General features: G+C 64.1%; 15 protein-coding genes. 2 read left to right on the plus strand and 13 right to left on the minus strand.

Going from position 1 to position 21,687, the window contains the following annotated elements:
• Positions 1–115: 115 nt before the first annotated feature.
• The 11 genes from JMN37_RS08125 to JMN37_RS08175 form a co-directional block, all read right to left on the minus strand.
• Positions 116–1,660, minus strand: coding sequence for an acyl-CoA carboxylase subunit beta (locus JMN37_RS08125; protein ID WP_252931631.1), 1,545 nt, complete (start codon positions 1,658–1,660; stop codon positions 116–118).
• Positions 1,650–6,380, minus strand: coding sequence for a type I polyketide synthase (locus JMN37_RS08130; RefSeq protein WP_252931632.1), 4,731 nt, complete (start codon positions 6,378–6,380; stop codon positions 1,650–1,652). Before JMN37_RS08130 ends, JMN37_RS08125 begins: the two co-directional genes overlap by 11 nt.
• A gap of 38 nt (positions 6,381–6,418) precedes the next feature.
• Complete coding sequence (locus JMN37_RS08135; protein WP_252931634.1) at positions 6,419–8,212, minus strand: FadD32-like long-chain-fatty-acid--AMP ligase; 1,794 nt, start codon at positions 8,210–8,212, stop codon at positions 6,419–6,421.
• A gap of 39 nt (positions 8,213–8,251) precedes the next feature.
• Positions 8,252–9,181, minus strand: coding sequence for a cutinase family protein (locus tag JMN37_RS08140; protein WP_252931636.1), 930 nt, complete (start codon positions 9,179–9,181; stop codon positions 8,252–8,254).
• Positions 9,182–9,190: 9 nt separating this feature from the next.
• Positions 9,191–9,658: a DUF732 domain-containing protein gene (locus JMN37_RS08145; RefSeq protein ID WP_070479656.1), complete on the minus strand. Its 468-nt coding sequence runs from the start codon at positions 9,656–9,658 to the stop codon at positions 9,191–9,193.
• A gap of 9 nt (positions 9,659–9,667) precedes the next feature.
• Positions 9,668–11,611, minus strand: a complete 1,944-nt coding sequence (locus JMN37_RS08150; protein ID WP_252931638.1) for an alpha/beta hydrolase-fold protein — start codon at positions 11,609–11,611, stop codon at positions 9,668–9,670.
• 697 nt (positions 11,612–12,308) lie between these two features.
• Positions 12,309–13,310 carry an alpha/beta hydrolase gene (locus tag JMN37_RS08155; RefSeq protein ID WP_070361775.1) on the minus strand — a complete coding sequence of 334 codons (1,002 nt, stop codon included), beginning with the start codon at positions 13,308–13,310 and terminating at the stop codon, positions 12,309–12,311.
• A 27-nt stretch (positions 13,311–13,337) separates the two neighbouring features.
• On the minus strand, positions 13,338–15,146 hold the full coding sequence (locus JMN37_RS08160; protein WP_252931639.1) for an arabinofuranosyltransferase AftB family protein: 1,809 nt from the start codon (positions 15,144–15,146) through the stop codon (positions 13,338–13,340).
• 13 nt (positions 15,147–15,159) lie between these two features.
• The gene (locus tag JMN37_RS08165; protein ID WP_070361773.1) at positions 15,160–16,146 is read right to left on the minus strand and encodes a decaprenyl-phosphate phosphoribosyltransferase; all 987 of its coding nucleotides are present in this window, start codon (positions 16,144–16,146) and stop codon (positions 15,160–15,162) included.
• Complete coding sequence (locus JMN37_RS08170; RefSeq protein ID WP_252931641.1) at positions 16,143–16,646, minus strand: phosphatase PAP2 family protein; 504 nt, start codon at positions 16,644–16,646, stop codon at positions 16,143–16,145. Before JMN37_RS08170 ends, JMN37_RS08165 begins: the two co-directional genes overlap by 4 nt.
• Entirely contained in the window at positions 16,633–18,582 is a 1,950-nt protein-coding gene (locus tag JMN37_RS08175; RefSeq protein ID WP_256000766.1) for a glycosyltransferase, read from the minus strand. Before JMN37_RS08175 ends, JMN37_RS08170 begins: the two co-directional genes overlap by 14 nt.
• A gap of 434 nt (positions 18,583–19,016) precedes the next feature.
• Here JMN37_RS08175 and JMN37_RS08180 point away from each other — a divergent pair, with 434 nt between their 5' ends.
• Positions 19,017–19,532: a VanZ family protein gene (locus tag JMN37_RS08180; RefSeq protein WP_252931643.1), complete on the plus strand. Its 516-nt coding sequence runs from the start codon at positions 19,017–19,019 to the stop codon at positions 19,530–19,532.
• Between the two features lie 21 nt (positions 19,533–19,553).
• On the plus strand, positions 19,554–19,694 hold the full coding sequence (locus tag JMN37_RS08185; RefSeq protein WP_168156157.1) for a hypothetical protein: 141 nt from the start codon (positions 19,554–19,556) through the stop codon (positions 19,692–19,694).
• Here the strand turns inward: JMN37_RS08185 and JMN37_RS08190 are convergent.
• Positions 19,691–20,083: a hypothetical protein gene (locus JMN37_RS08190; protein ID WP_252931645.1), complete on the minus strand. Its 393-nt coding sequence runs from the start codon at positions 20,081–20,083 to the stop codon at positions 19,691–19,693. The genes JMN37_RS08185 and JMN37_RS08190 overlap by 4 nt on opposite strands.
• 199 nt (positions 20,084–20,282) lie before the next feature.
• The gene (locus tag JMN37_RS08195; RefSeq protein ID WP_252931647.1) at positions 20,283–21,503 is read right to left on the minus strand and encodes an ATP-binding protein; all 1,221 of its coding nucleotides are present in this window, start codon (positions 21,501–21,503) and stop codon (positions 20,283–20,285) included.
• Between the last annotated feature and the right edge of the window lie 184 nt (positions 21,504–21,687).

Below are 21,687 nucleotides of genomic sequence, written 5' to 3' on the forward strand. Positions count from 1 at the left end.
GTTGGCGAGGAAGTCGCCGCCCTGGAGGGCGTAGATCATCCACACGAGGTGGTTGATGATGTCTCCGGCGATGTCGAGTGCTGAGGAAAGCATGAAATTCTTCTCCTTATGTGTTTTAGAGGGGACTGATGGTGTGCTTCTTCGGCAGGTCTTGCTCTTGTTTGGTGGCAAGTTGGCGAAGGGCGCGTCGTAAAGAGAGGCGGGTTTGGGACGGCTCGATCATCGAGTCGATGAACCCGCGTTCGGCGGCGACGTATGGGGAGGTCATGGTTTCGTCGTAGAAGTCCATGAACATCTTCTTCATCGCTTCGCGCTGGGCGGGGTCCTCGATGGCGGCGAGCTGCTTGCCTTGGATCATGACAACGGCGGCGGAGGAGCCCATGACGGCGATTTGCGCGGTCGGCCAGGCGAGGTTGATGTCGCCGGTGAGGTTCTTGGAACCCATGACGGCGTAGGCCCCGCCGTATGCTTTGCGGACGATGAGGGTGACCTTCGGCACGGTGGCCTCCACGACGGCGAACGCTAGCTTGGCGCCGCGGTGAATGAGGCCTTCGCGCTCCTGGTCGACGCCGGGCAGGTAGCCGGGCGTGTCCACGACGAAGACGAGGGGGATGTTGTATGCGTCGCAGGTGCGGATGAAGCGCGCGCCTTTGTCGGCGGCGTCGGCGTCGATGCATCCGGCCTGGTACATGGGGTTGTTGGCGACGAAGCCGACGGTGCGGCCGTCGATGCGCCCGAAGGCGCAGATGAGGTTCTCGGCGTATCCTGCCTGGATTTCGACGAGGTCCTCGTCGTCGCCGAGCTGCACGAGGAGGTCCATCATGTCGTAGCCGGCGTTGGTGTCGTCGGGCATGAAGGTGTCAAGGGCGGAGTCGTCGAGGTCGTCGTCCTCGGGGGCCCATTCGACGGGGGCTGGGTCGAAGGTGGACGTCGGCAGGTGGGCGAGGAGGTCGCGGACGTAGTCGAAGGCTTCTTCCTCGGAGCTGACGACGGCCTGGATGTTGCCGGATTGTTCCTGGACGCGGGCGCCGCCGAGTTCGGCGGAGGTGATGTCCTCGCCGGTGACTTCGCGGATGACGTTGGGGCCGGTGACGTACATTTCGGACTGGCCGTCGACGGCGACGACGAAGTCGGTGGTCACGGGCGCGTAGACGGCACCGCCGGCGGACTTGCCCAGCATGATGGAGATCTGCGGGCTGCGGCCGGATAGCGGGAGCTGGCGGCGGGCGATCTCGGAGTACATGGCCAGGGACGTCACGGCGTCTTGGATGCGGGCACCGCCCGAGTCCTGGATGCCGATGACGGGGCAGCCGATCTTGATCGCGAACTCCATGACCTCGACGACCTTGCGGCCGAAGGTGACGCCGACGGAACCGCCGTAGACGGTTTTGTCGTGGGCGTAGACGGCGACGGGGCGGCCGTCGACACGTCCGTAGCCGGTGACGACGCCGTCGGAGTAGACGGCTTTCTCGTCGCCGGGTGTGCGGGCCAGGGCACCGATCTCGACGAAGGAGCCTTCGTCGAGCAGCGCGGCGATGCGCTGGCGCGGGGTGGTGTTCCCGGCGTCGTCGCGGCGCTTCCGCGAGCGCTCTGAACCGGGGTCCTGCGCTTTTTCTAGACGTGCACGCAGGTCAGCGAGCTTTTCTGCGCTAGTTGCCATTATCAATCCATTCGTTCATGTACTTGCCCACGATGCCAACCGCGGGCTCGTCAACTACTGCCAAATGGTCGCCCGGCAGATGGACGATCGTCAAATCCTTCACGATAGCGCCCCAGCCACCGTCCTCGTCAATGTGGGCGTAGGCCGGCTCCAGGGTAATGGCGCCGTCGTGCATGCGCTCGGCGCGGAACAGCAGCACCGGCACCTGCACGTCTGCCCAGCGGGCGAAGTCGAGGCGGTTGAGGATCTGGTTATCGACGAAGGACGCGCGCTGGTGCTCCAGCACACCGGCGGCGAGACCGTGCTCGGAGGCGTCGGTGGTGGCGAGGAACTCGGCCAGCATGTTGAGGACCGCGTCCTCCCCTGCTGTCTCCAGCAGGTCGAAGGGCACCGGGAAGTCCAGCCCGTAGGTGTCCTTGGCAAACTTGGCGTAGCGCTCCCAACGCTTCTTGGTTTCTTCTGGGGTGTCGGGGGCGGGCTCGGACGGCTGGGTGGTGTCCAGCAGCGCGATGAACGCGATGCGGTCGTTGCCCAGCTGGTGCGCCACCTCGTAGGCCAGTGCGCCGCCGAAGGACCAGCCAGCGAGCACGACCTTGCCCTCGGGCGCGATGCGGTTGATGTCTTCCACGTAGGCCGCGGCGCGCTCTTCGAGGGTGCCCTCGAGTCGCTCGACGCCGTACACCGCGACGTCATCTTCTAGTCGACGAGCTAACGGCTGGTACACCGCACTGGACCCACCGGCCGGGTGGAACACGAACACGGGCGGCTTGGTGGTGTGCTCTGGTTGCTGCAGCACGCGGATGTTGCCCTCGACCTCGGTTTCGAGGCCTTCGCGCACAATATCGGCGAGCGGCTCGAGCGTCTCTGCGTCCTTGACTTGCTCGGCGGTCACGGTGATGCCGGAGCGCTCGCTGAGGTGATTGGCGATATTCTCGGCCTGCGCGTCGTCGATGGCTGGCAGTTCGGAGGTCACGCCTGCGGCTGCGGTGCCGGTGAACTTCGCCCACGCGCCGAACACCATGCGCTCCGAGGCATCGCGTGGTGCGACGCCGACGCCCTGGGCACCCTCCGCCTTCTCGGCAGGTTCGGCGGCAGTAGCATCGGCGGGCTCAGCGGGCTCGGCGGCAGCCTCAGCGGCCTCCGACTGCACCCCGGCGACCGCGTCCTCGACGATGCGGATGACGTCGGCGACGGAGGCGTCGCGAAGCGTTTGTACTGGCAGTGGCGGGATCTGGAAGTCGTTTTCCACGCGGTTCTTGATGCGCATGCCCATCAGCGAGTCCAGGCCGAGGTCGATGAGCGGTAGCTCGTCGGGGAGGTCCTCGGCGTCGTAGCCCATGGACTCGGACACGATGGAGCGCAGGCGCTGGGCGACGGACTCGCCGGAGTTCGGGTCCCAGCGGATGGCGTCGACGTCGGCGAGCTCGTCGGCGACGGGCGCGGCGTCACCAGCAACGTCAGCCGCCGCGGCCGGAGCAGCGGTCGTTGAGTCTTCCTCAACAGCACCGCCAAGGTCGAGCGCGGTGGCGAAGCCTTCCGCCAGCAGGGTGTCCTCGTGGAACACCTTCACGCTCACCCCGCCGAGCGAGGTCGCCGCGATGGTGGTTACGTCGCCCTCTGCAGGCAGTACGTCGTGGTCCTCGTATGCCACCACCCGGGAGCCGGGCAGAACTTCGGCGGCGACGGCGTCGATAATCTGGTGCGGGCTAAACAGCGTGTCCGCGGCGGTCGAGTACGCGACCTGACCCTCCGGCAGGCGCACCTTCGCGCCGAGCAGCGAGGTGTGCGCGGACGCGGGGCGCGCATCGGTCCAGAATTCGGAGCGCTTGAACTGGGTCAGCGGGGCGTCGATACGCGGGCCGCGCCCGTAGAACGCGGTGAAGTCGACGGCGGTGCCGGTGACGTACAGCTTCGCGGCGAGGTCCAGGATGGACTCCACTTCGTCGACCTTGCGCTTGCAGGTAAACAGCAGCTGCGCGTCGGGCTTGCCCGAGGCGAACGCGGTGTTCATCAGGCCCATGATCGCGACCGGGTTTGGCGCGACCTCCACGAGCGTGGTGTAGCCCTCGGCAAACGCGGTCTCGGTGGCCTGCTGGATGTAGACCGGCTGGCGCGTCATGCGCAGGAAGTATTCGTCGGTGTGCACGACCTGGCCCGGCTGGTACACCACGCGCTCGTCGACGCTGCTCAGCAGAGGGATCCGCAGCGGGTGCGCCTCAATGCCGGCGATCTGGGCAGCCAAATCGCCCAATATCGGGTCGAGCGCACTCGTGTGCCCGGCGCCGCGCACGCGCATCAGTCGCGCGAACTTACCTTCCTCTTCCAGCTTTTCGACGAGCCCCTTCACCGCACCGACGGGGCCGCCGACGGTGAGCATGCCGGGCCCGGCGAACACGGCCGCTTCAACACCCGTGCCCTCCAATTGATCGGCGCTCAATTCGACGACGGCCATAGCACCCTCGGCGTCGGTGTCGGCGGTGAGCGCTTCGCCCTCACCCATCAGTCGAGCGCGGTGGCACGCGATCACCATCGCGTCCTTCGCGCTGATGCCGCCGGAGGCGTAGCCCGCGGCGATCTCACCCATGGACATGCCCATCACTGCTGCCGGGCGGATTCCGGCGGCGTCGAGCATGTCAGTCAGCGCGATCTGGTAGGCGGTCACCGCGACCTGGCCGGTCTCGGTGTCGTAGGTCAGCCCGTCGTCCTCGATGATTTCGATGATGGACCAGCCGGCCTCGAACTGGACGATGGAGTCCAGCTCACGCATCCGCTGCGCAAACAGCGGCGAGGATGCCATGAGCTGCTTCGCCATCTTGCGGTGCTGGGAGCCGAAGCCGGAGTACACAAACACCGGGCCGAGTGCGTTCGGCGAATCCGCCACGGCGATACCGGGGCCGATCTTGCCCTCCGCAACCTGGCGCAGCCGTTTGACGGCCTCCTCGGTCGTGGCGGCGGTAACCACCGCGGCGGAACGGCCGTGGTTGCGCAGTGCCAAGGAGCGCGCGATAGGAATGAGGTCTGCGTCCGGGCGTCCCTCCAGGGCGTCGGCCAGCTCGGCTGCCGCGGACTTGCGCCGCGAGGTCAACAGGCCGCTGACGGGCAGGGCGGCCGTCGATACGCCGGTGAGCGCCTCGGTGCGCTGCGGTGCTGCCTCGTAGTCAGCGGGGTCGAACTCCTTGACCACGACGTGCGCGTTCGTGCCGCCGAAGCCGAAGCCGGAGACACCCGCCACACGCTGGCCGGAGTACTGAGGCCACTCGCGCGGGTCCTCGACGACCTCAAGGTTGTTGGCGTCGAAGTCGACGTAGCGGTTCGGGCCGGCGAAGTTCGCCATGGCCGGGATCGTGTCGTGCTGCAGGGCCTGGACGACCTTGATCAGCGCGGCCACGCCCGCGGCGGACTCCGAGTGGCCGATATTCGACTTCGCGGAGCCGAGCAGCAGCGGCTGGCCAGCCTCGCGTCCGGCGCCGCAGACCTGCCCCAGCGCGGTGGCCTCGATCGGGTCGCCGAGGATAGTGCCGGTGCCGTGGGCCTCCACGAGGTCGACGGTGCACGGGTCCACGCCCGCGTCGGCGTACGCCTGCTGCAACACATCTACCTGGGCCTCCGGGTTCGGGGCGGTCAGGCCGTTGGAGTGGCCGTCCGAGTTGGTGGCGCTGCCCTTGATCACGGCGAGGATGTCGTCGCCGTCGGCGATGGCGTCCTCCACACGCTTGAGCACGATGAACCCGGCCGCCTCCGAACGGACGATGCCGTCCGCGTCATCAGAGAATGCGTGGATCTTCCCGGAGGGCGAAATCACGCCCAATTCCGAGAACATCAAGGAAGCGAACGGGTTGGCGAGGATGTTCACGCCGCCGGCGAGGGCGACGTCGGCTTCGCCGTCGCGAAGCGCGCGCACCGCGTGGTGCACCGACACCAGCGAGGAGGAGCAGGCCGTGTCCACGTTCATGGACGGGCCGCGGAAGTCGAAGGCGTAGGAGATCCGATTCGGGATCACCGCGCTCGACGCGCCGGTCAGCGCGTACGGGTGCGCCTGCGCCGGGTCAGCGCCCATGAGCATGCCGTAGTCGTTATTCGAGGAACCAACAAACACGCCCACGCGCTGCCCACGCAGCGAGTCGGCGGGGATGTGGGCGTCCTCAAGCGCCTCCCAGGCGACCTCCAGCATGATGCGCTGCTGCGGATCGATATTCTTCGCCTCCAGCGGGGACAGGCCAAAGAACTCGTTGTCGAAGGCGGCGATGTCGTCGAGGTAGCCGCCGTCGGTAGCTTCTTCGCGCATCTTGGTGCGCAGGAACGGATCCGAGTTGTACTCGGGCCAACGGCCCTCCGGCAGCGGGCCTGTGGTGACCTCACCTGCGGCGAGCAGCTCCCAGTACTCGTCCACGTTATGCGCGCCCGGGAACCGGCCCGCGGTGCCAACGATGGCAATGTCGTGGCCCTTCGCCTCCACGTTGCTGCCAGCAGCAACGACCTGCGGCGCCGCCGGGGCGTCCGCCGTCAGCGCGTGGGCCAAGGCGGCGACCGTCGGGTACTGGTAGGCCACGGTGGGGTCGATGCGTCGACCCAGCAGCTTCTCCAGTTCCCCGGAGAGAACCACTGCGTCGCGGGAGGAAAGCCCGTAGGACTCAAACGGGGTGGTCGCGTCAACGCTTTCCACACCCGTCGTCTCCGCAACCCACTGCTGCAGCCACTGGATCAATGCATTCTCACTCATAGCACCTAACCCTATCGGTCGTGCCTTTCTTTTCGTTATCAGCCTTGATAGTTCTTCGCGTTGACCTGGCGCGCAATCTTGCCCGAGGAGGAACGCGCGATTTCGCCCGGCGCGTAGAAACGGATGTCTGCGGGCGCCAGGCCGTGCTTCGCGGTCACGGCGGAGCGGATCGCGGCGATGGCGTCGGCGTCGCCGTCCGGGGTGGCGGTGTCCGCGCGCTCTACCAGCAGCACCAGCTTTTCGACGTCCTCCCCCGGCACCGCAAACGCCGCCACCGAATCCTTGCGCACATGTTCGCTGGCCTCCATGACGGTGGCCTCGATGTCCTGCGGGTAGTGGTTACGTCCTGCGACGACGATGAGGTCCTTGACGCGGCCGGTGATGTAGAGGTGGCCGTCGAGAAGCGTGCCCAGGTCCCCTGTTGCCAGCCAGCCGTCCTTCGGCAGGCCTTCCTGGAGCGTGGCGCCGATGGTGTTGCCGAAGGTGTCGGCGGTGTCGCGCGCGCGGTCCTGGTAGCCGAGGGCGATGTTCGGGCCATGTGCCCACAGCTCGCCGATGGTGCCAGGCGCGACCTCGTCGTGGGTCTGCGGGTCGACGACGGCGAAGTGCATCCATGACACCGGCTGGCCGTTGGAGGCCATCACAACGCCGCCATCTGTCTCTACCGCAAGCCCCTCGGTGAGCTTGTCGCGGTCGAGGGTGACGAACTTCGGGCGCTCCGGGGTCTGCGGGGTGGAAACGAGCAGGGTCGCCTCCGCGAGCCCGTAGGAGGGGCGCATCGCTTTGCGGTCCAGGTTGAAGCCCTCGTAGGCCGCAATGAAGCTGTCGACGCTCGGCTTCGTCACCGGCTCAGAACCGATGACGAGGGCGTCGAGGACGGACAGGTCCAGGTCCTGCGGCGCGTGCCCGACGGCACGAGCGCACAGCTCGAGCGCGAAGTTGGGCGCCGCGGTGAAGACGTGGATGTCCTCCGGGTCGCTCTCGCAGCGACCGAGGCGTTCCACCCAGCGCATCGGCTGCTGGATGAAGTCACGCGGGGTGAATAGCTCGAACTCGCTGCCAAGGATGATCAGCATCATCGAGATGATGATGCCCATGTCGTGGTGCAGTGGCAGCCAGCACGGCACGCGCATCGGCTGTTCCAGCTTCGCCGCCGTATAGATCTGGATGACGTTAGACACGATGGACTCGTTGGTGAGCATCACGCCTGCCGGGTTGCGGGTGGAGCCGGAGGTGTACTGCAGGAAGGACACATGGTCCGACGTATCGACGTCCCCCTCCACCTGTCCGGCCACCCAGCCGGCAGCGAGCGTGTCCGGCAGCGCGTCGACCGCGATGATGCGCGGGCGTTCCTTGCCCGGCAGCTCCGCGAAGAAAGCGCGCACTGCTGGCGCGCCCTGCTTGTTGGTGAGCACCACGTTGGCCTCGGCGTCGGCGAGGACGGCGCGCAGGTGGCCTTCGTGGCCTGGCTCGGTCGGGTCGTAGAGCGGCACCGGGATCTGGCCAGCGTACATGGCACCCATGAATCCGAAGATGTACTCGGGGCAGTTGCCCGCCAGGATGGCCACGCGGTCCCCCGGTGCGCCGATCTGCTGCAGGCGCGCCGCCACCGACTTGATCCGTGTGTTTACTTCCGCGCGCGTGAACGTACGCAGCGCCCCGTCCGGGTCTGCGGAGTAGTCCCACGAGCGGATGTTGACGGTGCCTGTCGCACCGGCCTGTGCGGCTGCCCCGTAGAGCATCTCGGTCAGGGCCGGGATGGTGAAGTTCGGCGGGAGTTTGATCTGGCCGGTTTCGTCAATAAACCGCTGAATCAGTACTTGGAGATCCATGGACACTCCTTGTAGTCAGGTCCTAGAATTAGTTAGTTTCTAGAAAGAATCAATTACGGACATCGACCAATCTACAGCCCATTGCGGCGTAGTGGTACCCGGAATCACATCCGGGTTCGAGGCATACATCGCGTGATTGCCGTTGGCCAGCAACAACGCACTCGCGCGGTCCACCGCATTTCCGATGTCCTGCGGCGCGTCACAGATGGAATCATTCGGCGCACAAATCTCATACGCGCGGTCAGCCACCTGGCCGAAGCCACCCTGCCGCGCACCGGTCATCGTTGCGCCTGGCGTCGCCGCGCTCACAACCATCTGCAGCGGGCGCAGCGCAATCTCAGCGCCAACACCACGCAGTTCAACACCAGGGTTCACGCCGACGCCGTTCTCACGACGCCCGTCCGCAATCATCAACGAGCCCAGCAGGCGCTCCGGCGGCAACGCGTGCGTACCCGCGCCAATCTGGCTCGTAATATCGCCCGCAATCACCGCGCCCTGCGAGAACCCTGCCACAATGAACTTCGTCGACGGACACTGCTCCGCCACGAACGCAATCTCGCCGTTCGCGCGCGCCGTGCCCTCAGCGCGGGACTCGTCGTAGCTCATCTCGTTGCGGCCCTGCGGAGTCTGGATGTTCCGGAACTGCGCCGTGTACGGCACCGTGAACACGCGCACCTGGTCAATCGGGTAGCGCTCCTGCAGCGGGTTCGTAATCGACAGCATAAAGCTGTTCGGGTTCGCCTGCGGGGCGAAGGGGTCGTCGTCAATTGACGATTCCCACGTGCCCGGAATCGAGACGAACTCCACCGCCGGGCACCAATCTGGCTCCTGGCGCGCCTCCGTCGACGTGCCCGGCTCACCCGGCTCAACGACACTCGGCCCGTCCTGGTTCTTGAGCCACTGGAATACCCCCAGCCCAATCGCCGCGAGCACCACAATGACCGCAGCTACAACGCCTGCTCTGCGCATATTACTCCCTTACTTGCACAGCTTGGACTGCGCGGTTTCACCAATCAGCGCCGCCACGGCATTCGCATCCAAATCGGTGCGGCGCTGCTCTACCAGCTGCCCCGCAACCGCATCGCGCGTCACGGAGTCACCATTGCACACCGTCGCGCCCGTCGCCGTCAACTGATCCTCGACGCCCTTCACATTCACGCCGCTTTGCTGCAGCTGATCAAGGAACGCCTGCTCCTTCGGGCTAAACGTCGGCGCCTGCTCCGGAATCGAGGTCACCTCGCGCGCCGGCTGATCCGCCGGGCCCTGGTTTTTCGACGCCGGCTTCGCTCCCTCCGACGTCGTCGCCTTCGCAGTGCCAGACGCCGACGACGTTGCCGTCGGCGGGGCCTGGGTCGCCGTTACGTCATCGCTTTCCACCGTCGTGCCACCACAGGCCGCCAGGCCCAACGCGAGGCACAGGCTTGCGCTCGTCAGCAGTCGCTTCATCGCCGCTCCTTACTTCCGCTCGCGGACCACGCCGTTGACCTGCTCCAGCGTTCCGTGCTGGAAGTCAATCACCAGTCCACCGGCAGGGATTTCGCGCATGTCCGAGGTCGGCCAGCCCATCGCGCCCTGCTCGTAGCCGCGCTTGCCCCACTCCTCGAAGATGTCGCCATAGAGCACCACGTGTGCGCCGGTCTCTGGCGACCAGTAGATGTTGCCCTTCTCGAACTGCTGGAAGAACCCTCCGCGGATCGCGATCTCGTTGCTCTTCGGGTAGCCCAGCGCGCTCGTCGCCGTGCCCAGCTCGCCGTACTTCTCGGCGATCGCGCCGTGGACAATGTTGTGGCTCTTATCCGGGTTGCGAGTCAGGAACCCGCCCTGGAACTTCTGCACATAGCCCTTGCCCACCTGGTTCGCCTCAGCAACCGGGTACTTCAGGTCGCCCGTCTCGTAGCCGTTCTCGCCCCAGGCCTTGAACATGTCACCAGGGATGGCGTACGCGCCGGTCTGCGGCGTCCAGTAAATAGAACCGTTCTCGAAGTGGACGAAGCGGCCAACGCCGTCTGGTGTCTTGGTCTCACCGGTGGTCGGGAAGCCGAGCCAGCTCGACGCGCCACCTAGGCCGCTGTACTTCGCCAGGATCGCGCCGAACAGCGGGTACGCACCCGTCTTCGGGGACCAGAACGCGGTACCACCACGGAAGTCCTCGGCCTTGCCCTTGCCGTCAGCGACGTCGTACTCGTTGTTCACGCAGCTGCCGATCACGCCAGACTTCGTCGCCTCAGCGATCGCGCCCACCGGGTTGCAGTCCGAACCACGGTCAGCCTCCGCCAACGCCAACGCATTCGCGATGTACGGCCAGGCCTGCGTCATCTCAAACTGCCAGTACTCCCACGAGTGCACGCCCGACGGACGGAACTTCACAACCGGCTTCACCGGCGTCCGCGACGCGTAATCGACGAAGGTCTGCGTCGACAAGCGAGAAATCACCTCGAGCCCGACACCAGCCGGGTTCGCAGCGCCCTTCGCCACCGACTCCGGGTTACCAAAGTCATCGCGGCCCGAGCCCGAGGACACGTACACCGTCATGTCCTTCAACGCCTCAATGCCAAGCTTCGGGTCGTGGTCAATCCAGTCCTGCGACCCAGCCGGGCCCCACATCGCCTCCGAGTCGTAGCCGCCCGCATCCATCTGCGCGGCCTTAATCGCCGTCGGCATACCCGTGGTTGTGGTGTCCAAGTAACCAGAGAAGGAACCCACGAACTTGAACAGGTGCGGGTTACGCTCCGCCAGGTTAATCGCGGCAGTACCACCCATCGAGATACCCACCACGGCACGGCTATCATTCGAGCGGAACTCGTTATTGAGCACCGGGACGAGCTCCTTCGTCAAGAAGGTCTCCCACTTGTAATTCTTCCCGTTGTTCGGGCGCTGCCAATCCGAGTAGAACGAAGACTCGCCACCAACCGGCAGGATCACGTTCACGTTCTTGTCAGCGTAGAACTGCTCAATATTCGTCTCGATGGTCCAGCCGTTCTCATCATCACGAGCACGCAGACCATCGAGCGCCCACACCTCAGGGAACTTCGCCTGCGGATTCGAGTGCCAGTCACGCGCCAGCAGGATCTGCACCTGCATCAGCTGCTCCGGCATCGCCGCCGAACGAATAAACACAGCCACGCGGCGGTTCGTCAACCACTCAATGCGGTCCACGCTCACACCTTCAGGCAGGCCCGGGATCTGCGGGTTCTTATCAACCTCAATCGGCGTCCGCTTCGGCGGGTCCGACGGCCGAATATTATCCGACAGCCCACCACGGTTACTCGACAGCGGCAACGACGACTGCGCCGCAGCCGACGTCGACAACACCGGAACTAACGACGCCACCATCGGCACCGCCGCCGCAACAATCGCAGCCTTCTTCATCCGATTCATAGGGGAACGGGTCTCACGCATGAATTTCCTGCCTCAACTCTTCTTCTGGGCTTTTGCCATTTTTTGGGTGTGCACAACCAGCGCCGCGTGCTCTACGACCAACTCCGAGGGTTCCCCTCCCCCGGAATCAACCAGCGACGGCGCTAACAAATCACTCTAAAGGTTAAGTATGCCTTGAGAGTTTAGCCACCAGACACGCCGGAGCGCCACCAAGATATTTGGCTTGTGGGTGGGGCGCGTGCACCAAATCCCCTCGGCGCGGGCCTGCGAACTGGGTGTTTGCAGATCAGCGCGCGAAAATCCAGGAATTTGGTGCACACCGGAGTTAGGCAGACACCAAATTCCCTCCCGCAAGCCACACCACCTGGGGAAACGCAAAACCCGCCCACCAAACCAAGGAATTTGGTGCGCAGATCGGGGAGCGAGTGGCAGAGGACGCAATTCATGCTCGGGGACGGGGTAAAAGCCCAGGTCGTCAAAACTGGGGTGCGTCTTTTGTCACTCACCCTCGTACACCAAGCACCAAATTCCCTCAGCGAGAGTCAGTGACCTGGGCGTTTGCAGATCAGCACGCGAGAATCCAGGATTTTGGTGCACACAGGAGTTAGGCAGACACCAAATTCCCTCCCGCAAGCCACGCCACCTGGGAAAACGCAAAACCCGCCCACCAAATCAAGGAATTTGGTGCGCGGGAGCCAAGAAGTGCAAGAGCCAAAAACTACCAGGCGTTCATCACGTTGAGGATGCGCGGCTTCGTGTACTCAAGCTGCTGGCCGAACTGTTCCCAGTTGTGCAGGCCAACAGGTGTGAACACGGCGGTGTGCTTGACGCCGGTGGCCGTAGCCTTGGCGCTCCACAGGCGTGTGGTGAAGTTCGCGACCATCTCGAGCGCGATACCGGCGGCCTTGTGCTGTGGCAGGTAGCGGTCGTCGCGGGCGGATGGTGTACCGCTTCCGGCGGAGACGTAGACGTCGCGGCCGCGGAGGTTACCCATGTTTAGGAATGGGTCGTTCTCGTAGCGGCGGGGATCAAAGATGGAGCCCCACATGGCGTTGAGGTTGTAGAGGCCGCCGTCGAGAAGTGCGAGGCGCAGCGCGGTTTGGGCGCCGGGGATGGTGGTGGTGAGGTAGCCGGAGTAGGACAGCACCTGGCGGAACTGCTGCGGGTGCAGCGCGGCGAGGTTGATCGCGGCGGTGCCACCCATGGACAGGCCGAGGATGGAGTTGTTCGTCGGGGATACGCCGAAGTGGCGCTGCAGGTATGCGGGCAGCTCCTTGGACAGGAAGGTGTCCCACTTGTAGGTGACGGGGCTGTTGAAGTTGTAGGTGGCTGGCGCGTTCCAGTCGGTGTAGAAGGAAGACTGGCCGCCGACCGGCATCACGAGGGTGATGTTGTGGTTGACGAAGGTGCGTGCTGCGTTGACGTCTTGGACCCAGGCGTTGGTGCGTTCGGTGGCGCGGAGGCCGTCGAGCATGTAGAGGCCGGCGTTGCCGCCGCGCTGAGCGGGCTGGATCTGGACGGTGATGTGGCGGCCCATTGCTGGCGACCAGACGGTGCAGCGTTGTACCCAGTAGCCGACGCGGTCCCACTCGCAGGTTCCGGTGGAGTCGGGGCGCAGCCAGTCACGGTTAGCGGCTTGTGCTTGGGGGGCGGCGACGATCATCGACAGCGCGGTCAGGAGCGCTACCACTAGGCCCATGAGTCCGTGGCGGTTCTTCATACAGCGTTTCCCTTTCTCAGCAGTTTGCTACCAAACTACACGGGTACCGCTATGGATACCCAAATCCTCGCCTTGGCTGAGCCGTGCCTGTTCGTCGTCTGTGAGGTAGCTGAGGTAGGTGGAGGGGTCGTCGGAAAGCTGGAGGGTTCGGCCGTTACCCAGCGAGTATTTGATGTTCTTCCAAAAGCGTTCGCGGCTCATTGGCTCGCGGGAGGTGGCGAGCAGCTCGGCTATTTCGGGGCTACGGAGTGCGGCGCGGGCTTGGCGTGCTTCGTCCTGGTCGATCCACTCAGGAAGCTTTGAGAGGTCGACGGCCGTGTCCGCGGCTTGCCATTCGGCGGCGAGCTGCTTGTCGTGTCCGACGCGCCCTTCGGGGTCGCGCGGCATACGGGCCGCGAGCGGCGTCGCAAGGCCGACGGTGTCGAGGACCCGGACGTCGAGCGGCGCGTTCATACTGGTCATCCCGAGGTTGATCAGGTAGAGCGACAACTGGTAGGCCTGCAGGTTACTGTCTGCGTCGGGGACGCGGGGGCGCGGGTACCAGGAGTAGAGCTCCGGGTCGCGGCTGATAAGCCCCGGTGCGATTTGGGCGGCGTGGGCGTCGCGGGCCTCGATGACAGCGTCTGTGTAGTTCGTCATGAGTTTCGAGCCCAGGAAGTCTTCGGCGTAGCGCGGCGGGTTGTCTGGTTCGCGGTTGACGGCCATCGTCCAGAACTCGCGCTCGTCAACGATGCCGAGCTCTTTCGCCGTCCTGCTGTGGATGTCCTCGTCGAGCGGGTGGGCACGCACCACAATTATCGACGCCCACACCACCAACACCAGCGCAACCACCACGTTGAGGCGCGTCAGTGGGGCGGCCATCACCGGCAGCAGCAACGCGAACAGCGGCAGCAGCCACATGCGCCCGTGCATGAAGTCGCCGCCGACGCGCAGCACGTACAGGATGTGGATCAGCGCGCACCCCACGACGAGCGCCACGATGGCGGCGCGACGTCCGGTGACGAGGAGGCGTCGTAAAGAAATAAGGAGTACCGCGATGACCAGCAGGAGCGGCAGGTACAGCGCGTAGGGCCCGATGAAGTCCCAGGCGTACTTGGCGCCTTCGGCCCACTCGCTGCCGGAGGCAGACTTGGCCACCGCGGTGTGCGGGGTGAGCAGGCCGTAGTAGCCCATGCGGAAGATCTGGTACGCGGCGGGCACGGGCAGCGCTGCCGCCAGGATGCCGAGCGTCTTGCGCGGCGAGTACACCAGCAGGACCAGGCCGGTCAGTCCGCCGTAGAGTGCCAGCTCTGGGCGGACCAGCCAGGACAGTCCGCACCAGAAGGCCAGCCAGTAGCCGACCACGGGGGCGGCGCGGCGCGCGGTGCCGCCCGCCCACTGGACGAGCAGCGCCCACCACGCCGCCAGCCACAGCAGGGACAGGCCCCACTCCAGGCCAGAGGTGGCGAAGTCGCGCGCGGGCGGCAGGGCGAAGTACACCAGGATGCCCAGCGGCACCACCGGCGCGGCGCGCCAGAATTTGCCGGAAGCGTAGGTGGCCAGCACCGCCGCGACGACCGTGCACAGCAGCGCGAGCCACATCGCGATGGTTTCCAGGCGGGCGTCGCTGACCATCGCGAACGCGGTGATCAAGTACTGCCACAGCGTGGAGGTGTTCGCCTCCACGCGCTCACCGGCGTTGAAGACTGGGCCGTTGCCGGCCAACAGGTTGCGCACGGTGCGCAGGACGATGAGGCCGTCGTCAGACATCCAGCGCCTGGTCCACCCGCCCCAAAATGCGAACACGCCCGCAATGGCGCACGACAGCAGCAGCGTCACCCGGGCGTTGATCTTCATTGCGCCAATGTTACTAAGCCAGCGCTGGCACCACGTAAACTGCCAGCACAATGCACAGGATCCAGGCCGCGGCCAGCATCTGCAGCACGCGGTCTTCCAGGGCAATCTCGTCAGGCGCGCCGCCGTGACCACCGTCAACCTTCGCGGCGTAGCGCAGGATCGCGATGACGAACGGCACCATCGAGATCTGGTACCAGACCGCGGCCGCGCCCTCGACCGAGTTGGAGAGCTGGAAGCCCCACAGGGCGTAGCTCATCACGACGGCGGTCGCAGACAGGGTCCACACGAAGCGCAGGTAGGTGGCCGTGTAGCCCTCCAGGGCCTTGCGGATCTTCGCGCCAGTCTCCTGCGCCAGCAGCAGCTCCGCGTAGCGCTTGCCCGACGCCATGAACAGCGAGCCGAACGCCGCGACCAGCAGGAACCACTGCGACAGGTCAATGTTCGCCGCCACGCCACCGGCCATGGTGCGCAGCATGAACCCGGAGGACACCAGCGCGATGTCAATGACCGGGATGTGCTTCCAACCGAAGCAGTAGCCGAGCTGCAGCGCAATATAGATGCCAATCACGAGGGCGAGGGCGAAGCCGTCCGTCGCTAAGAAGGAAAGGCCAAGCGCTGCGACGATGAGCACCACCGCCATCGCGTAGGCCAGGTTGATCGGCAGCATGCCCGAGGCGATCGGGCGGAAGCGCTTCGTCGGGTGCTCGCGGTCACTGTCCACGTCGCGGGCGTCGTTGACCAGGTAGATCGAGGAGGCGCCGAAGCAGAACACCACGAACGCCAGCAGCACGTCCAGCGCGGTGCGCGAGGTCCACGCCTCCGTGCCCGCGGCCAGCGGAGCCGCCAGCACCAGGACGTTCTTCACCCACTGCTTCGGGCGAAGGCCCTTCACCATGGCGTCGGGAAGGTTCTTCGGCGGGACGCGTACCTGCTGGTAGTCGACGCCCTCAGTGTGGGGCTCCGGCTTCAAAAAGGGTTCGTGCGGTTGCGTGTTGCTCACTTCAGCTGCCTTTCCACCTCGATCGTCGCTTTGGCGCACCCGGCGCCGAGCAAAGCACCGACAATAGTATCCGTCGGGTAGTGGACGCCAAGGAGGTTGCGGGAGAACATCATCACGGGCACGAGCAGCAGCGGCCACTTCTTGCCCGTGATGTCCATCAGGTGCACCGCGGCCGCGCCCGTGTTCGTCGCATGCGAGCTAGGGAACGACAGTTTCGACGGGGTGGCCACGCCAATGTTCACGCGGGGGTCATGCGGCCTTGGGCGCCGCACAATCCGCTTGATGACGACGCTCGCCGCGTGCGCCACGAACGTGCCCACGCCGAGCGCCAGCCACTTCGAGCGCCTCTTCTTATCGACGCCCGCCCCGAGCCCCGCGACGGCCAACCAGCCAAGGTCGTGCTCGCCGAAGTGGCTCAAGCCCCTGGCCGCCTTGACGGCTGCCGGGGTGTACGCCGCGTTCTGGATCGCGACGAGAATATCAGCCTCACGCTTGCTCATCGAACACCTTCCCCCAGTTCTCAGCGCTGGTCAGCGCTGGTTTCGCGGCTTCGTACTGCTGGCGTAGCTCCTGCCAGCGCTCCTTGATTTCTTCCTGTAGCGCCTTGGTTTCGCGCAGCAGGTCGTCGGCAAGCGCCTTGTTGCGCTTGCGGAACGCCACACCCGTGCCACCTGCCGTGGCCACCGTCGCCGAGTCGAGGCGAGCAAGCGTGAACCAGCGGGCCTCCTCTGCGGTGAGGTTGAGCTGCGGCGCCTGCCAGTGCTCCTGGTTCTCCTGGGTGAACTGGTGGCGCAGCGCCTTGACCGCCCACGGGATCTTCTTCAGCTTGGCCAGGCGCCCGCCGATGTTCTTGGTGGGTACGCCCGGCGCGCCCGTCGGCGCTGGCAGCTCCGTTGCGGAGGAGACGACCTTGGCGTCGTCGTAGTTGGCGCGGATCTTCTGGATGCGCGGCAGCGAGGTCTCGAGGATGTCGAACAGCTGGTCCGGGCCTGCGAGGAAGTCCTTCATGGCCTCCAGCTGGATGGCCATGGTGGAGTACTCCATGCACATGATGTGCTTGTAGGTGGACTTCAGCATGTTCTTGAGCATCGCGTCCGGGGTCTCCGGGCCGTACAGGGAGGCGACGATGAGGCGGTTACGCATGTGGAAGTAGGCCTGCCAGTCGATGGCGTCGTCCTTATCGGCCCAGGCCATGTGCCAGATGGCGACGCCCGGCCAGGTGACCGTCGGGAAGCCGGCTTGCTTGGCGCGCAGGGCGTACTCGTTGTCGTCCCACTTGATGAACAGTGGCATCGGAAGGCCGAGCTTCTCCGCGACGACGCGTGGGAAGAGGTTCATCCACCAGCCGTTGTAGTCCACATCGACGCGGCGGTGCAGGGCACGCGACGTCGTCTTGCGAGGGTCCAGCTCTTCTTCCTCAGTGCCGAGGTAGCCCAGCGGGTACTTGGCAAAGTCGTGGTCGTACACCGCGTGCTCCGCGGCGCGGAACATGAACACATCCTTATCGACGGCCTCTCCCGTCGTCCGCAGCTGCGACCGGTCCTGCAGGTTCAGCATCTGGCCGCCGACGAGGATCGGGGCCTTCGCGTAGCGGGCGGCCTGCACCGCGCGCAGGATCGAATCCGGCTCGATCGCGATGTCGTCGTCCATGTAGAGGATGTATGGGGCGTCCGTGGTGCGCAGCGCCTCGTACATGATGCGGCCGTAGCCGCCCGAGCCGCCCAGGTTGCCCTGGCGGAAGATCTGCAGCTTACCCTGCAGGTTCTTCTCCGCTTCCTTGAAGTCCGGCAGGTCCGACGGGTGCTGGTTGCCCTGGTCGGGCATCAGCACATCGGAGATGGATTCGAGCACGAACGGGTCCTCTGCCAGCGCGTGCAGGGCGTTGACGGCGTCGCGAGGCCTATTGAACGTCGGGATACCCACCGCGACCTGCTTCGGCTCCGGGCCGGTGGTCGTGCCGTCCGGCATCGTCTGGGCCTCCGGCTCCTTGTCGGAGAACCAACCCGCGTTGCGGATCGTCGTGTCCGTTTCCGCCGTGACGTCGAACCACAGCCAGCCGCCGTCCTCGAAGTTACGCAGCGGCAGCACTACCTCCAGCACGCCGTCGCTGGCGTCCGCGTTTTGCACAGCGATGCGCTTACCGTCGTGCTTCGAGCGGTAAATGGAGACAGTCGCCTGCCCCTCAACCTCCATCGCCAGCACAACGTTTTCCAGCTGCGACCAGCGCCGCCAATAGGATGCCGGGAACGCATTGAAGTACGTCTCGAAGGAAACTTCCTCCCCGGCGGGGATGGATACGCTCGTCCGGTCCGCCCACGTCAAGCGCTGCTTGTTCTGCTCTGCCTCGATGAGGTACAGCATGCGGACGTCGTGCGGTTCGCCCTTCTTCGGCATCAGCACTCGCTGAAGGACTTCTACTGCAGTCGTGGTTTCCACAGGTCTCACTTTCGGTGCCTAGTTAGAGTTTCGCCCTAAGCGTAGTGCGTTCGCGGGCGCCGGTGCATGTTCGGCGCTCTCATATGTGGTTGCACATAAAAATCTGGCGGGCACCAACCCCCTCGTCGGTGCCCGCCAGTTCGCGTTCGCTCTGTGTTAGTTGTTAGTTCGATGCGCGGTCGATCGCCTCAAGGATCGTGCGCGTATCGTACGTGAGCAAGTATTTGAGGAACTTCATGACACTCTCCCTTCGGTTTCATTTACTTTGTTGACCGTTTGTTAACTTGCTGTTCACTTTAAAGAATTAGTGGGTGAAAGTCAAGCATTTATTTTCACCCACTATCTCGCTTGTCCGTTTGCGCAGTTCAGATTGCCTTTTCGACGCCCCCACTGTTACCCCTGTGACTGGTGTGAAACTGTGCTAGGTTGCAACCATGAACCGCAAAGCTCTCGGAGCCCTCGCCGCCTACTGCTGCGTCGTCATTGCGTTAACAATGTGTAAAGCGTTCTTCCGCATCGGCTACCTCTGGGACCCAGCAAACCAACGCCGCCGCGGACTCTCGCTACAGCCCCTCGCCGAGCTTCACGACGCCCAATCCTGGTTCGCGCCCCTCTTCGGCTACGGCGGCAACATCGCCTTCTTCATCCCCGTCGGCGTGCTCGCATACGTTGCCTTCCGCGACGCCCGCTGGGCCGTGCTGTTCGGGTTCGGGCTGAGCCTGGCCGTCGAAACGGGACAATACATCTTCTCGCTCGGCTACTCAGATATCGACGACCTCCTCATGAACACCGTGGGCACCCTGGTGGGCGTCGGCATCGCCCGCGCATGCGGCCCGCGGCTGCACACCTTCTGGATCATGCTCGGCTACGTCGTGCCACTGTGCTTCCTCGGCCTCGTACTCGCCGGCGAGCGACTCGGCGACCCCTCCAAGGTCACCGAAGTCTACTGACATGCACTAGCCTTGCAACCTATGGATTTCTTGATTGGCGGGGCAGGAATTTTGCTCTCAGCGTTTGCTGTCATGTTCATCTCAGGCTCGACAGGCGCTATCATCGCGGCCGCCTGCGCGATCGTGGGAGTGGTGTTCCTTATTAAAGGTGCGCAGCGCTAGCGCCTCCGCACCAGCTGGACCGCGCTCAACAACACCACCAGGCCGATGGGAATGAGGAACATAAAGAGGTTGATGATCGGCAGGGACATCTCCGCCCGATACTCTTCCCACCGCGCCACCGCCATCGACCCCCACCCGACCACCAGGCACACCGCGGCTAACCACACCGTCACAACTGCTCTTCTGTAGCCGCGCCCCCACGCAGCTTGCGTGAACCAGACCGCACCGCCCAGCGCAAGCAGCGCCGCCGATGCCTCCACGATGCCGCACACCATGGTCATAGTCATGAATTCCACGGAGCTACCGAGCAGGATCTGCGTACCGATCGCCAGCGCAAGACACACAACCATCGCCGTCGCGTAGGTCCGGAGAGTGCTTCGAGGTTCCATGTGCACATGGTACAGAGGTTTCCCCTCCTATCCTTTTGAAAAAGTTCCCAGTTCATCCGCAATTCGGGGAACGATCCCGCCCATCAGCCTAGATTTCGCTGCGTTTCCCCAGGTCGCCGCACCAGAAATCCAAAATCGTTCCCGGACTTGGGAACTTTTTCAGTGGCCGCCATACGCGAACCGCACGTCAATCCCTCCGCTACGGACCCAACGCCCCAATCGGCGCAACAATCACACCGTCCGCACGCCTGTGGACCGGACCCCCTGAGGTCACGATGAGCAAAACTGTTTCCTGTTCAAGCTGATCCGCAAACCGTTTAAGCGTATCTGCGGCGTGGTCAAGAATCTCTGGCGTATAGCCAAGCTTCACTTCGACGAGTAGATCAACATCGTCAAAGCTGACTACAGCATCCACTTCGAGCTTGGTATTCAGCCTTGCGTGGTACACCGTCTTGCCAGTCAACGCGCGTAGTTCGTGCACAACGAGCGACTCAAACAGTTGCCCAAAATAGCGGGGATCCTGCATCAGATGATGTGGGCCTCGCTCAAGAACAGCCATGGCGAACGAAGGGTCAGCGAGGTGACGCTTGGGAGACTTTCGCAACGTTGCTTTTGACCTCAGGTGAGTCGACCAGGCTGGTTGATCCACGGAGACGAAAATCCGAGAAAGTGCGTCAAGGTAGTCACGCGCTGTATCGCGACTCACTTCGACGTCGGTTGCAATCGTCTGTAGGTTAAGCTCTGTCGCGACGGCTCTTGCAATAGAGCGCAAAACTCTACGAACCCGTTCCGAGTCGCGAGTCACATCCCCAACCGTGTGAATGTCTACGCCCGCAACTGTTTGCATGTAGTCGCGGACGTTTTGAATGGCATCTTCCAAAGAAAGATCCACGTTGTAGGGCAGGCCACCACGACACATCCGATTCGCTAAATCCACAAATGCGAGTGGCGGAGTTGCAAAAGCAGGAGACTTGCCAGCAACGACATCCCGCAAAGACACCGAGCCATCCGATTCGCCCGATTCAAATAGAGTCATGGTCGACATCGTCAATCGCGCAAATCTACCTGCCCCGGAGTGGCGAGTCGCGTTCACCCCAGGCGCTGTCGAGCCTGTGAAAATGAACTGCCCTTTCGCTTTGCGTCGATCAATTTCGTGTCGCGCAAAATCCCACAGGCGAGGCTGCAGTTGCCACTCGTCGAAAAGGCGAGGTGCCTCCCCATCGAGCAGCAACCGTGGATCGGTAGCCATCGCCAATGGGACGCTGGGATCGGTTTCAACATTCAAAATGCTTCCCGCTTGTCGGCTTGCCGTCTCTGTTTTCCCGCAGCCTTTTGGTCCCTGGATGAGCACCCCACCTTGCCGCCGAAGCGCTGCCTCTAATTGAGCGTCCGCAATGCGGGCAATATACGAATCCACCATGAGGATAAATCATAGCCATGAACTGCCTATTCCGCACTTTGAAATGGTTTCACTCGTCATTTTGAAATACTTTTACTCGGCAGTTTGGAATGATTTTACTCGCCACTTTGAAATCCACTCCTACCAAAACCGAAAATCTGTCACAGCCTTGCCCCTGGCCTGGAATACGAGACACGTTGTGCGG

Origin of the sequence: Corynebacterium lipophilum (assembly GCF_024102595.1) — a bacterium.
Classification (GTDB): Bacteria; Actinomycetota; Actinomycetes; order Mycobacteriales; family Mycobacteriaceae; genus Corynebacterium; species Corynebacterium pseudogenitalium.